Genomic DNA, 12,497 nt, shown 5'->3' on the forward strand with positions numbered 1-12,497 from the left:
GGCGGAGCGGCTCCTACTGGACGACGAAGGCGACGCGCTGCTCGACGGGATGGTTGCGCGCCGGCATCGTGGCGACGGCCACGTAGTGTCCGGGCTGCGGATCGCGCCAGGACTCGGCGAAGCGTAGCGTGTCGCTGGCGCGCAGCACGCGCATCTGCACCGCCTGCGTGAACATCCGGCCTTCGCTCCAGCGCCACACTTCGCGGCCGAGCGTGTCGAGCACGACGATGTCGTGCGTGCGTCCGTCGTTGAAGAGCAGCTCGAGCTTGCGCGCGCTGGCGTTGGTGACGTCGAAGCTGAACTGCACGCCGTCGTTGACGGCGACGTCGAGCGAAGGCGCGAGCGGCGCGCGGGAATCGATCGCAGCGTTGCGCTTCACCGTGCGCTCAGTGGTTCCTTCACTTCGTGGACGAGGCCCGCACGCGAATGCGAGCACTGCAATGCACACGAGGGTGAATGGAACCTTTTCACGCATTTGGACCGCACCGGTGGGGAGTGGTGGCTAACTTATCAACAGTTGGACGATTCGTCAAATGCCTAGGTCACGGCTAACTGAATACGCCACGGCCACTTGCCTGCTAGTCACGAAAATTCGTCCAGATTTCGCGGGCCGTGGAAAACCAGTCTTCTGTGTCTGTTCGGGTTTCGTGAATGGTCCCTCGCCGCGTGGACGCACTGCGGTGAGTGGAGGTCACGGCCGCGCACGCAAGGTGGGTGTTTTTTGCTTGCGAAAAATTTCACAAGCCCCTATTTTTCGTGGCTGAAATGGAACAGGAACCCCGTCGAGACGACGACCCGTTAGCCCGGGTCCGAGGAGGGGCTTGGGGAGCGGGTTCGCTGGGGGCCGCGGGCAAGTACGTGGGCCTCGGGTTCCAGATGATGTTGTCCATCCTGCTGTTCCTGTGGGTGGGGCAGTGGGTGGATCGCTGGGCCGGTACCAAGGGCCTGTTTATGCTGCTGGGCGTCTTTGTCGGGGCGGGGGCCTCCTTCTACTCGATGTATAAGAGCCTGATGGCAGACCAGGCCCGCGAAGAGGCGGCCGAGCGGGCGCGGAAGGGCAAGTGAGGCAGACGGCCGGATTCGTGGCCGTGGCGGCGTTGCTGGTCCTCGGCGGCGCCTGGGGCCTCGCGGCGCTCAAGCCGGAGCTGGCGCGGGCGTTCTGGGTCAGCGCGGGGATTGCGATGCTGGTGCAGGTGCTGGCGTTCTCGGTGGCGCGTCCCTTCGTGCGGACGAACCCGATCGCCGGCTGGGGCCTCGGGGCCCTGCTGCGGTTTGCGGCGGTGGGCATTCACGCCGTGGTGGGAGCGAAGGCGCTGGGGCTGCCGTTCGGGCCCGCGCTGATGAGCCTGGTGGGATTCCTGTTCGTCACGATGCTGGTCGAGCCATTCTTCCTGAAATGATCAAGATCCGTACGCTGGTCGCCCTTGCCCTTGCGCTGTTCGCGTCCGCCGCGCCGCTGCGCGCGTCCGAGCCCGCGCAGGGCGAGAAGGTCGACATCATCACGCCGCACATCACGGACGGGGATCATATGGAGATCCCCTGGATCCTGCCCCCGTTCTTCAAGGAGATCCATCTCCCGAAGTACGAGGCGCTGCAGTTCCACGTCGGTGGCGTGCTGGTTGACCTCTCGCCGACCAAGCACGTGTACTTCCTGCTGATCGGCGCGACGCTGCTGGTGCTGCTGATGACGTCGATCTCGCGCTCGCTCACGCGGGCCCGCGCGGCGGGCACGGCGCCCAAGGGCGCGGCCAATGCCTTCGAGGCGATCATCCTCTACATCCGCAACGAGGTGATCCTGCCCAACGTCGGCCACCACGGCGAGGGCTTCGTGCCCTACCTGCTGACGGTGTTCTTCTTCATCCTCACGCTGAACCTGCTCGGCCTGGTGCCCTACGGCGCCACCGCCACCGGCAACATCTCGGTGACGGCCACGCTGGCCCTGCTGACCTTCCTGACGGTCGAGATCGCCGGTATCCGCGCCAATGGCTGGGGCTACCTGAGCACGATCTTCTACTGGAACAAGGACCTGCCGGTCGTGATGCGGCCGCTGATGTTCATCATCATCTCGCCGGTGGAACTGCTCGGGAAGTTCACCAAGCCGTTCGCGCTGGCGATTCGTCTCTTCGCCAATATGACCGCCGGCCACATCGTGCTGCTCGCGATGATGGGCCTGTTCTTCAGCTTCGGCCTCCCGATCGGCGTCGCGCCGCTGGGAATGGCCGTGGCCATTATGTTCCTCGAGATTTTCGTGGCGTTCCTCCAGGCCTTCGTGTTCACGCTGCTGTCGAGCGTGTTCATCGGGCTGATCCGGGAGGCGCACCACTAGAAGACGTGAGAGTTGAGACGGGAGACTTGGGGGCGCGTCCCTCACGTCTCAAGTCCCAAGTCTCACGTCCGTAACTCGGCGAGTGCCGGGTGAAGCTCGCTGAGTCCTCGGACTCGCCGGCGAGCAGCGCAGTAAGACGCGCGCTGGACCACGCTGCACCACACACCTCAAGGGTTTCTTCAATGATCTCGCTCGTTCCGATGCTGCAGGAGGCCGCGGTTGCGGCCGGTAACAACTCGGGTCTCGCGATGCTCGGTGCCGCCGTCGGCGCCGGTCTCGCCGTCGTCGGTGCCGGTATGGGCATCGGCCGCATCGGCGGCTCGGCCGTCGAAGGGATGGCCCGTCAGCCGGAAGCGGCTGGCAAGATCCAGACGGCTGCGCTGATCCTCGCCGCTTTCATCGAAGGCGCCGCGCTGTTCGGCATCGTCGTCGCGTTCTCGATCCAGGGCAAGTTCTAAGCTGGACCGGTGTGCCGGAGCACCGCTCGGTGCTCCGGCGCGCCACCCGGGTGCCGCGCAGGCCGGCGCACCCGTGACGTCGCGCTGGCCCGGCGACGTCGACCATCACCCGACGCAGCTCCCGATCCTCCCTCGGCCTCGCGCCGATTTCCTCTCGGATACTCCGATGCGCACGCTCCTCTCCGCCGTTGCCCTGCTCCTCCTGACTGCCTCGCCGGCGTCCGCCGCGGCCGAAGGCGGCAAGGTCAACCTGCTCCTGCCGCACACCGGGCTGATCTTCTGGACGATCGTCGTCTTCTTCGTGACGTTCTTCCTGCTCTACAAGTTCGCCTGGGGCCCGATCCTCGCCGCCGTGCAGGGCCGCGAGCAGGCGATCCTCGACGCGATGGCCTCGGCCGAGCGTGACCGCAACGAGGCGGCCAAGATGGTCGCCGAGCAGAAGGCTGCGATCGAAGCCGCGCGCACCGAGGCGCAGCGCTACATCGCCGAGGGCCGCGCGACGGCCGAGTCGATGCGCGCCGAGATGCTGGAGCAGACGCGGCAGCAGCAGGCCGAGCTGCTCGAGCGCGCCCGCAAGGAGATCGAGTCCGAGAAGTCCAAGGCCATCGACGAGCTCCGGCGCGAGGCGGTGGACCTAGCCCTCGCCGGCGCCGGCAAGCTCGTCGGGCAGAAGCTCGACGCCGCCACCGACCGCCAGATGGTCGAGCAGTACCTCGCCTCGCTCGGGAAGAAGTAAATGCGCGAGTCCTCGATCGCGCGGAACTACGCCGAAGCCCTGCTGACCCTTGCCGGCAAGGCGAAGGACACGGCCGGCTTCGGCGCGCTCATCGGCGCGCTGGGCGACGCGGTGAGCGGTGACGCGCAGCTGCAGCACTTCCTCGAGGCGCCGCGGATCAGCGCCGCGCAGAAGGGCGCGGTGCTGGGCAAGGCGCTGGCCGACAAGGCGCCGCGCAGCTTCGTGCTCTTCGTGCAGAAGCTGATCACCAACCGCCGGCAGATGCTGATCCCGGCGATCGCCACCGAGTACCACGACCTGCTCGATGCCGCCGAAGGCCGCGTGCACGCGCGCGTGACCGTGGCGCGCAGCTATGACGCCGCGGCGACGGCGTCGCTGGCCAAGGCGCTGAGCGCGGCGATCGGCAAGACCGTGGTGCCGCACGTGACGGTGGACGAGCGCATCATCGGCGGCGTGGTGGTGCGCGTCGGCGACCAGGTGATGGACGGGTCGATGCGGCGGAAGCTCGGCAAGCTGCGCACGGCGTTGGTGGGCGCGCGCTAGGCGACCCCCCGCCCCGAAGTGCAATCGGAAGGCCATCCGCGAAGGGTGGCCTTTTCGTATATGGGGGCTCCCCGCTTGACAGGTCAGTGATAATACCGAGTATTACTCCTATGGCCGACGCCTCCCCGCTTGCCCGCATCAGTATGACGATTCCGCCGGACGCGCTCCGGCGGGCCGACCGACTCGCGAAGCAGGCCGGCCGCTCGCGCAGTTGGGTGCTGGCCGAGGCGGTGCGGCGCTTGGAGCTGTCGGAGGAGGCGCCAGCTCCATCACCATCGAGGGCCCCCGCGTCCATCCCGCCACGTCTCGACGCCTCGCGTCGTGCGCAGCTGCGTGCGGACCTCGCGCTCACGCCGCTCGAGCGCGTCCTCGCCGCGGAGCGGACGGCACGCGAGGTACCGCGGCGACGCTTTGCTGCGCTGTACGCGGGCTTCGATCGCTTCGAGGACTATCTGGAATGGAAGCGCTTGGAAGCGACCGGCCTCCTGTAGGCCCGCCGTTCCGTACGGAACTCGCCGAGGTCTGCTGGCGGCTCAATGCGACCGGTGCCCGCTATCTCGTGGCGGGGGCGCGCGCGCTGCAGCTCTGGGGCAGTGCCCGCGCCACGCGCGACATCGACATCCTGATCGAGCCCACCGAGGCCAACGCTCGGCGCGTGCTCGATGCGCTGTCGACGATGGGGTACGGCTTCGCCAAGGAGTGGGCGGCAGCCGAGGTGGCGAGGAAGTTCGTGACCATCATCGGGGATGACCCGCGCGTGGACATCCTCACCGTGGCCTGGAGCGTCCGTTACCGCGACGCGGTACGCAGCGCCGAGCATTTCGAGCTGGAGGGGGTCGAGATTCCCACGCTGTCGCTCGAGGACCTGATGGCATCCAAGCGCACGGGGCGTCCGCAGGATGACGCAGACCTCGTGGTGCTGGAGGAGATTAGGCGGTTGCGTGGTTAGCTTTCACGGTGCTTTCGCAGCCGGGATTGCCGTGACGGATAGCTCGGGACCGCTCGACCGCCGCTCGTTCTTCTCGCAGGGCCTCACCCGGGCCCTGCGCGAGCTCGTGGGTGCGGTTGAGCACAAGGTCGTGCAGTCGCAGTACCTGCGGCCCCCGGGCGCCTTGCCGGAGGCGGCGTTCCTCGCGGCCTGCACGCGCTGCGGGGCCTGCGCGGACGTGTGCCCGGTGCACGCCATCACCAAGCTGCCACCGAAGGCGGGCTTGGCGGCCGGGACGCCGACGCTGGACGTGGGCCTGACGGCCTGCCTGATGTGCGAGACGATGCCCTGCGCCGCAGTCTGTCCGACGCCGGCGCTGGACGTGCCGCCCTGGGGCTGGCGCGATGTGAAGATGGCGCAGGTGGAGATCGACACGGGGCGGTGTATCACGTACCGCGACGTGGAATGCGGGATTTGTGCGCGGGTCTGCCCGGTGGGCGAGGACGCGCTGAAGATGGACGACCGTGGTCGCCCGGTGATCGGGGCGGCCTGTACCGGCTGCGGGCAGTGCTTGAACGCGTGCGTGACGACGCCGACAAGCCTGAGTGCGCGGCCCTTGGAGATGCTCTGATGAAGCCAGGGTCTGGCCCTCAACCGGTGCGCGTGGTGCCCAAGCCGTGGGGGCACGAGGTGATCTGGGCGCACACGGACCAGTACGTGGGCAAGCTGCTGTACGTGAAGGCCGGGCACGCGCTGTCCGTGCAGTACCACAACACGAAGGACGAGACCCTGCACCTGCTGCGCGGCGAGATGACGTATCGCATCGACCGCGGCAACGGGCTGGAGGAGTACCCGCTGCGCGCCGGCGAGAGCTTCCGGAACACGCCGGGGCAGATCCACCAGATGGAAGCCATCACCGACTGCGAGGTCCTCGAGGCCTCCACGCCGCACCTGGACGACGTGGTGCGGCTCACCGACCGCTACGGACGAGAGGGGACGAGCGCACCGTGAAAGTGATCATCCCGTTGGCCGGCAAGGGCACGCGCCTGAGGCCGCACACGCACACCGTGCCCAAGCCGATGCTCAAGGTGGCCGGCAAGCCGGTGATGGACTACGTGATGGACGACGTCGCCAAGCTCACGGGCGTCGAACAGGTCGTCTACATCACCGGGCACCTGAAGGAGAAGGTCGAGGCGCACGCCAAGGCGACGTACTCGATTCCGGGTGTGTACGTGGAGCAGAAGGTGCAGGACGGCACCGCCGGCGCGGTGGAACTCGCGCGGCCGTACGTGGACCAGCCGGTGCTGATCATCTTCGTCGATACCATCTTCGACGCCGACCTGTCGGTGGTGGAGACCAGCGACGATGACGGCATCATCTGGACGAAGGAGGTCGAGGACTATCAGCGTTTCGGCGTCGTGGTCACCGACGCCAACGGCCATATGACGAAGATCGTCGAGAAGCCGAGCACGCCGATCAGCAAGCGGGCGAACATCGGGCTCTACTACATCAAGAACTGGAAGCTGCTGTACGAGGGCATCGCCCACACGCTGCAGCAGCCGGCGAACAAGGGGGAGTGGTATCTCACCGACGCGTTCCAGTATATGATCGACCACGGGGCCAAGATCCGCGTGATTGACGTGGGCGGCTGGTACGACGCCGGCAAGCTCGACACGCTGCTCGAGACGAACCGCACGATGCTCGAGAAGGGCCGCGCGGCGCAGATGGGCACGGTGAAGGACTCGAAGATCATCGAGCCGGTGCGGATCGAGGCAGGCGCAGTGGTCGAGGGCTCGACGGTGGGGCCGAACGTCGTGATCGGGGCGGGGACGTCGGTGAGGGGCTGCACCCTGCGGGATACGATCGTGGGGGATCGCTCGACGCTGGATGGCTGCACGCTGCACGATTCGATGATCGGGGACTCGGTAGTGCTCGAGGGGGTCACGGGGGCGGTGACGCTCGGGGATAATGCTGAGGTGAAGCGGTAACGGCGGTTCACCACAGAGGGCACAGAGGACTGCGAGCTACTTTTCAACGCAGAGACGCAGAGGGCGCAGCGAACGGCAACAGCAAGTGCTTGGGGGGTCCGCACCGAGGGATTGGTGCGGGCCCTCGTCGTTTCTGGTGCGCGGTGGTGATGGGAGGGGCAATGGACTGAGTACGGCGGAGGTGCAGGCCGCGGAGAAGCTTTCGTCCTATGGCTATCGCTGGCGTCGCCGCCCATATTCCGCCCCAATGCGACTCCCGTGGAACGAGATTCGGCCGCGCGCCGCGGCCTTCGCGAAGAAGTGGGCGGGTAAGGGCTACGAGAAGGGCGAGACCCAGCTCTTCTACCGAGATTTCTTCGACGTCTTCGGGGTCCCGGTGCAGCGCGTGGCACAGTTCGAGCGACCGGTCAAGGCGCTCGATGCCGGGAAGTCGGGGTTCATCGACCTCTTCTGGAAGGGCGTGCTGCTCGTGGAGCAGAAGAGCAAGGGCCGTGACCTGGCGTCGGCGCGCGAGCAGGCGCTCGACTACTTCCCGGGGCTCAAGGACAGCGAGCTGCCGCGGTTCCTGCTCGTGAGCGACTTCCAGAACTTTGAACTCAAGGACCTGGTCACCGATGCTTCGGTGAGCTTTGCGCTGGCGGAGCTCCCCAAGCACGTCGAGAAGTTCGGATTCATCCTCGGCGTGGAGAAGCGGGCCTTCGACGACCAGGATCCGGTCAACATCAAGGCCGCAGAGCTGGTCGGGAAGATCCACGACCGCCTTGAGGAGTCCGGCTACACGGGGCACGACCTCGAGGTCTTTCTCGTGCGCCTGGTCTTCTGCCTGTTCGCGGACGACACGGGTATCTTCGAGCCCCGCGAGAGCTTCCTCGACTACCTGCAGCACCGGACGCAGGACGACGGGTCGGACCTCGGGCCGAAGCTCGCGCTGCTGTTCCAGACGCTCAACACGCCTGAGGACCGGCGCAACAGCACGCTCGACGAGGACTTGGCGCGGTTCCCCTACGTGAACGGCCAGCTGTTCAGCGATGCGATCTCGATCCCGTCGTTCGATGCACCGACGCGGAAGCTGCTCCTCGAGGCCTGTGAGTTCGACTGGGCCGGCATCTCACCGGCCATATTCGGCTCGCTGTTCCAGTCGGTAATGGACGCCAAGGAGCGCCGTGCGCAGGGAGCGCATTACACCACCGAGAAGAACATCCTCAAGGTCATCAAGCCGCTGTTCCTCGATGCGCTGTGGGCGGAGTTCCGCCGGCTCGACGCACTCAGGTCGGATCGGCGCAAGCGGCTGCTCGAGTTCCAGCAGAAGCTCGGCACGCTGCGCTTCCTCGACCCGGCCTGCGGCTGCGGCAACTTCCTCATCATCGCCTACCGTGAGCTGCGCACGCTCGAGATCGAGGTCTTGCGCGCGTTGCGCGGCAAGTCGGATCAGCTCGAAGCTGACACCGCGGTGCTGTCCGTGGTGGACGTGGACCAGTTCTTCGGCATCGAGTTCAGCGAGTTCCCGGCGCGCATCGCCGAGACGGCGATGTGGATGATGGACCACATTATGAACAATCGGCTGTCGTTGGAGTTCGGGCAGTCGTATGCGCGTATCCCGCTGCGGAAGTCGCCGACGATCAAGCACGGGGATGCGCTCGAAATGGACTGGGCGGAGGTGTTGTCGCCGGAGCGCTGCAGCTATGTACTCGGCAATCCGCCCTTCATCGGGAGCAAGTTCCAGAGTCCGGAGCAGCGTGCGCAGGTGCGGCGCGTGGCAAACCTCGGCGGCAGCGGCGGGTCGTTGGACTATGTGGCCGCGTGGTTTATTCTCGCGGGTCGCTATGTGGGGGCGAGGCCGATTGGCATTGGATTCGTGGCGACGAACAGCATCACGCAGGGCGAGCAGGTGGCGCAGCTGTGGCCGCTGCTGTTCGAGCAGAGCAAGCTGGAGATTGCCTTCGCGCACCGGACCTTCGCGTGGGGCAGCGATGCGCGGGGGAAGGCGCACGTGCACGTGGTGATTATCGGGCTCGCGCGCGCCGAGCACGCGCCGCCGGCGCGCCGGCTGTACTCGTATGAGGACATCAACGGGGAGCCGTTTGAGAGCGTGCATTCGGTGTTGAGTCCATATCTGTTCGATGCGTCGCAGTTGGCGAATCCGCACGTGGTGGTGGCGGAGGTTTCGCGGCCAGTCAACGGCTTGCCGCGTCTGCTGAGCGGATCGCAGCCCATTGATGGCGGTCACTACGTCTTCACTCCCGATGAGCGCAGGGCATTCCTGAGGCTTGAACCCGAGGCTCGGCCGCTCTTCCGGCCGTTCGTGGGCGCGGAAGAGTTCCTGAACGGAGGCGAGCGCTATCTCCTGTTCGCGCGCGATGCTTCGCCCGAGACGCTGAAGCGGCTTCCGATGGTCAGGGAACGCGTTGCGGCGGTACGGACGTTTCGTCGAACCAGTAAGCGAGAGGGCACGCAGCAGCTGGCGGACACGCCGACCCTATTCCAGGTCAACGTGATTCCAGACTCGACGTTCCTGGTCGTGCCCGAGGTGAGCTCGGAGCGTCGCGAGTATATCCCCATTGGCTGGCTCGAGCCGCCGGTGATACCGAGCAACCTTGTGCGCGTGATGGAACAGGCCACCCTGGGCCAGTTCGGGCTCCTCACGTCAGCGATGCATATGAGCTGGATGCGTCACATCGGTGGCCGGCTCAAGAGCGATTATCGCTACGCCATCGGGCTCGTGTACAACACGTTCCCGCTACCGGCCGGTGGTACCGCCGTGCTCGCCCAGATTGAACCGATGGCGCAGGCCGTGCTCGATGCCCGCGCCGAGCACCGGGAGGCCACCCTCGCCGACCTCTACGACCCCGACACGATGCCGTCCGCGCTCCGCAGGGCGCACCAGGCCCTCGACCGCGCGGTCGAGCGGCTCTACCGCAAGGCACCGTTCAAGACCGACCGCGAACGCGCGGAGTACCTGCTGGGCTTCTACGAGAAGATGGTGAGCCCGCTCGGCGTCGGCGCAGCCCCGCGGCGCGGGACGCGCAAACCGAGAGGCTAGCGGGACGGGGAAGAACTCGCCGTCGAAAGGTGGGGCTTGATGAAATATGACTATGGGTTATATTCCAATCAGTTATGTCGCTCAAGCCACTTCAATTGCTCCGTGAAGCGCGCGCCGTGACACAGGCCAGCGTAGCCGCTGCGATGCGGTTGACCCAGCCCGCCGTGTCAAAGCTCGAGCGCCGCGCGGACGTGTCGGTGCGAGCGTTGCGCGACTATATCGCGGCGCTCGGCGGGACGCTCGAGGTGACTGCGAAATTCACGGACGGTGCGGTTCCGCTGCTCGATGCTGACGAGACGTACGTGTCGCGAGTTCCGCTGCGAAAGGTCGCGGAGCGCCGGCCCGCGTGGGGCAATACACTGCCCCCTGACTGGATCGCCGAGATCGAACGCGTGCGTCGCCTCACGCCAGAGGACCGCCTCGAAGAGGCCGCTGAGCTCTCGGCGTTCTTGGCGGAGACGCGACGTGTTTGAGCCGCCGGTCTTCCGTCGGTTCAGGCCAGGGGTGTTGGCCGAGGCGCTGACTCGCCATCAAGTGGACTATGTCTTGGTTGGGGCCCTGGCGGGTCGCTTGGCTGGACTGCCACGACTCACGGCGGATGCAGATATCACCCCCGCGCTGGATCGTCCCAACCTAGAGCGCCTCGCCGCCGCCCTCCGCGAGCTCAATGCGAAGGTGTACACGCAGGACCTGCCAGAGGGGCTTCCCTTCGATTGCTCCGCGCCGATGCTCGCGCGGGCTGAGGTGTGGAACCTGACCACAGACGCCGGTCGCGTGGATGTGCTGTTCAAGCCTGTCGGGAGCTCCGGCTACGCCGGCCTGATGGAGGATGCCATCGAGTATCCGGCCTACGGCACCACGCTCTGGGCGGCATCGCTGCCTGCACTGCTCAAGATGAAGGAAGCGGCGAACCGTCCCAAGGATCAGGACGATGCGGCCGTTATCCGCGCGATGATCGAACGCGACGCCCGGCAGGGCTGACGGGTCGGGTTCCCCTCGACCTCCGTCGGTACCAGATTCACCGGGTCAGGACCCCACCGAAATCTCCGGAGCGCACGTGACCGACGCGATGGATCGCCGCGACCTGCTGAAGCAGGCGCTGGCTGCAGGCGCAGGACTCGCCGCCGCATCCGCCCTCACTCCGCTCCCGGCGATCGCCGAGTCGATTGACGCGGTCCGCGCCCCGCAGTCCGCGCCGCCGCGGGCGCGTGGCGTGGCGACGATGAAAGGCGTGCCCTTCGAGCCGCGCGCCACGGTGCGCTTCGCGATCGTGGGCACGGGGCTGCGCGGGCGCTCGATCCTCTCCGAACTACTGGCGATCGACGGCGTGCAGGTCGTTGCTCTCGCCGATATCGTGCCCGAGAAGGCCGCACGCGCCGTGAAGATGTGTACCGACGCCGGACGTCCGGAGCCAGCGATGTACACGAATGGCGAGCGCGATTACGAACGCCTCGTGCAGCGCGACGACATCGACTTCGTCTACACGGCCACGCCCTGGGAATGGCACACGCCGGTGATGCTGGCCGCGATGCGCGCCGGCAAGCACTGCGGGACCGAGTGCCCCACCGGAATCACGCTGCAGGACCTGTGGTCGCTGGTGGACGAGAGCGAGCGCTCGCGGCGCCACTGCCTGCAGTTGGAGAACTGCAACTACGGCTACAACGAGATGCTGGTGAACCGCCTCGTGCACGACGGCGTGTTCGGCGAGATCCAGCACGGCGCGGCGGCCTACATCCACGACCTGCGCACGATCCTCTTCGAGACCCGCGACGAGGGCCTCTGGCGCCGCGACTGGCACACGAAGATCGACGGCAACCTCTACCCGACGCACGGGCTGGGGCCGGTGGCCTGGTATATGGACATCCATCGCGGCGATGCCTTCGACTACCTGGTCTCGATGAGCACGGAGGAGCGCGGCCTCACGCTGCACCGCGAGGCGACGGTCAGCGACCGTAGCGATCCCAAGTGGCGCGAGCGCTACGTTACGGGCGACCTCAACACCTCGCTGATCCGCACCAAGCGCGGCCGCACGATCCTGCTGCAGCACGATGTCTCCAGCCCGCGGCCCTATTCGCGGCTCAACCACGTGGCCGGCACCAAGGGCTGCTTCGAGGACTACCCGGCGCGCATCTATATAGAAGGGCGCGGCCAGTCCCATCGCTGGGCGGCGATCGACGAATACAAGCGCACGCACGAAGACCCGTTGTGGACGAACATCGGCGAGATGGCTCGCAACAAGGGCGGCCACGGCGGGATGGACTTCGTGATGATGTGGCGGCTCGTCCAATGCTTGCGCGAGGGCCTGGTGCCGGACTTCGATGTGTATGACGCGGCCGCCTGGAGCGCGCCGCTGCCGCTCTCGCAGATGAGCGTGGCGCAGGGCTCCCAGCCGATGAAGTTCCCGGACTTCACGCGTGGCGAATGGGAGAAGGGCAGGGCGTAGTCCACGAGGCATCCGTCATCCGTCATCCGTCCCTT

At 66.7% G+C, this 12,497-nt stretch carries 16 protein-coding genes; 15 read left to right on the forward strand and 1 reads right to left on the reverse strand.

Going from position 1 to position 12,497, the window contains the following annotated elements:
* Positions 1–13: 13 nt before the first annotated feature.
* Positions 14–379: a hypothetical protein gene (locus tag KF689_02140; protein MBX3132172.1), complete on the reverse strand. Its 366-nt coding sequence runs from the start codon at positions 377–379 to the stop codon at positions 14–16.
* Positions 380–876: 497 nt separating this feature from the next.
* On the opposite strand from KF689_02140, the gene KF689_02145 reads away from it, so the two are divergent.
* The 15 genes from KF689_02145 (at position 877) to KF689_02215 (ending at position 12,462) form a co-directional block, all read left to right on the forward strand.
* Entirely contained in the window at positions 877–1,065 is a 189-nt protein-coding gene (locus tag KF689_02145; protein ID MBX3132173.1) for an AtpZ/AtpI family protein, read from the forward strand.
* Entirely contained in the window at positions 1,062–1,400 is a 339-nt protein-coding gene (locus KF689_02150; protein ID MBX3132174.1) for a hypothetical protein, read from the forward strand. The genes KF689_02145 and KF689_02150 overlap by 4 nt, the downstream gene beginning before the upstream one ends.
* The gene (gene atpB / locus KF689_02155) at positions 1,397–2,326 is read left to right on the forward strand and encodes a F0F1 ATP synthase subunit A (GenBank protein MBX3132175.1); all 930 of its coding nucleotides are present in this window, start codon (positions 1,397–1,399) and stop codon (positions 2,324–2,326) included. Before KF689_02150 ends, atpB begins: the two co-directional genes overlap by 4 nt.
* Positions 2,327–2,574: 248 nt before the next feature.
* On the forward strand, positions 2,575–2,784 hold the full coding sequence (atpE, locus tag KF689_02160) for an ATP synthase F0 subunit C (protein ID MBX3132176.1): 210 nt from the start codon (positions 2,575–2,577) through the stop codon (positions 2,782–2,784).
* A 166-nt stretch (positions 2,785–2,950) separates the two neighbouring features.
* Positions 2,951–3,520: a F0F1 ATP synthase subunit B gene (gene atpF, locus KF689_02165; protein ID MBX3132177.1), complete on the forward strand. Its 570-nt coding sequence runs from the start codon at positions 2,951–2,953 to the stop codon at positions 3,518–3,520.
* Positions 3,521–4,063 carry a F0F1 ATP synthase subunit delta gene (locus KF689_02170; protein ID MBX3132178.1) on the forward strand — a complete coding sequence of 181 codons (543 nt, stop codon included), beginning with the start codon at positions 3,521–3,523 and terminating at the stop codon, positions 4,061–4,063. It begins immediately after the preceding gene.
* 110 nt (positions 4,064–4,173) lie between these two features.
* Positions 4,174–4,554, forward strand: a complete 381-nt coding sequence (locus KF689_02175; GenBank protein MBX3132179.1) for a ribbon-helix-helix protein, CopG family — start codon at positions 4,174–4,176, stop codon at positions 4,552–4,554.
* On the forward strand, positions 4,521–5,012 hold the full coding sequence (locus tag KF689_02180; GenBank protein ID MBX3132180.1) for a hypothetical protein: 492 nt from the start codon (positions 4,521–4,523) through the stop codon (positions 5,010–5,012). The genes KF689_02175 and KF689_02180 overlap by 34 nt, the downstream gene beginning before the upstream one ends.
* Before the next feature lie 31 nt (positions 5,013–5,043).
* Positions 5,044–5,622: a 4Fe-4S dicluster domain-containing protein gene (locus KF689_02185; protein MBX3132181.1), complete on the forward strand. Its 579-nt coding sequence runs from the start codon at positions 5,044–5,046 to the stop codon at positions 5,620–5,622.
* Positions 5,622–6,002, forward strand: coding sequence for a cupin domain-containing protein (locus KF689_02190; protein ID MBX3132182.1), 381 nt, complete (start codon positions 5,622–5,624; stop codon positions 6,000–6,002). The genes KF689_02185 and KF689_02190 overlap by 1 nt, the downstream gene beginning before the upstream one ends.
* Positions 5,999–6,979, forward strand: coding sequence for an NTP transferase domain-containing protein (locus KF689_02195; protein MBX3132183.1), 981 nt, complete (start codon positions 5,999–6,001; stop codon positions 6,977–6,979). Before KF689_02190 ends, KF689_02195 begins: the two co-directional genes overlap by 4 nt.
* A 247-nt stretch (positions 6,980–7,226) precedes the next feature.
* On the forward strand, positions 7,227–10,019 hold the full coding sequence (locus tag KF689_02200; GenBank protein ID MBX3132184.1) for a class I SAM-dependent DNA methyltransferase: 2,793 nt from the start codon (positions 7,227–7,229) through the stop codon (positions 10,017–10,019).
* 74 nt (positions 10,020–10,093) lie between these two features.
* A complete protein-coding gene (locus tag KF689_02205; GenBank protein MBX3132185.1) occupies positions 10,094–10,492 on the forward strand; it encodes an XRE family transcriptional regulator in 399 nt (132 codons plus the stop codon).
* Positions 10,485–11,000 carry a hypothetical protein gene (locus tag KF689_02210; protein MBX3132186.1) on the forward strand — a complete coding sequence of 172 codons (516 nt, stop codon included), beginning with the start codon at positions 10,485–10,487 and terminating at the stop codon, positions 10,998–11,000. The genes KF689_02205 and KF689_02210 overlap by 8 nt, the downstream gene beginning before the upstream one ends.
* A gap of 88 nt (positions 11,001–11,088) precedes the next feature.
* Positions 11,089–12,462 (forward strand): Gfo/Idh/MocA family oxidoreductase, encoded by a 1,374-nt coding sequence (locus KF689_02215; GenBank protein ID MBX3132187.1) that lies wholly within the window; start codon positions 11,089–11,091, stop codon positions 12,460–12,462.
* Positions 12,463–12,497 lie beyond the last annotated feature (35 nt).

The organism is Gemmatimonadaceae bacterium, from assembly GCA_019637355.1.
GTDB lineage: Bacteria > Gemmatimonadota > Gemmatimonadetes > Gemmatimonadales > Gemmatimonadaceae > Pseudogemmatithrix.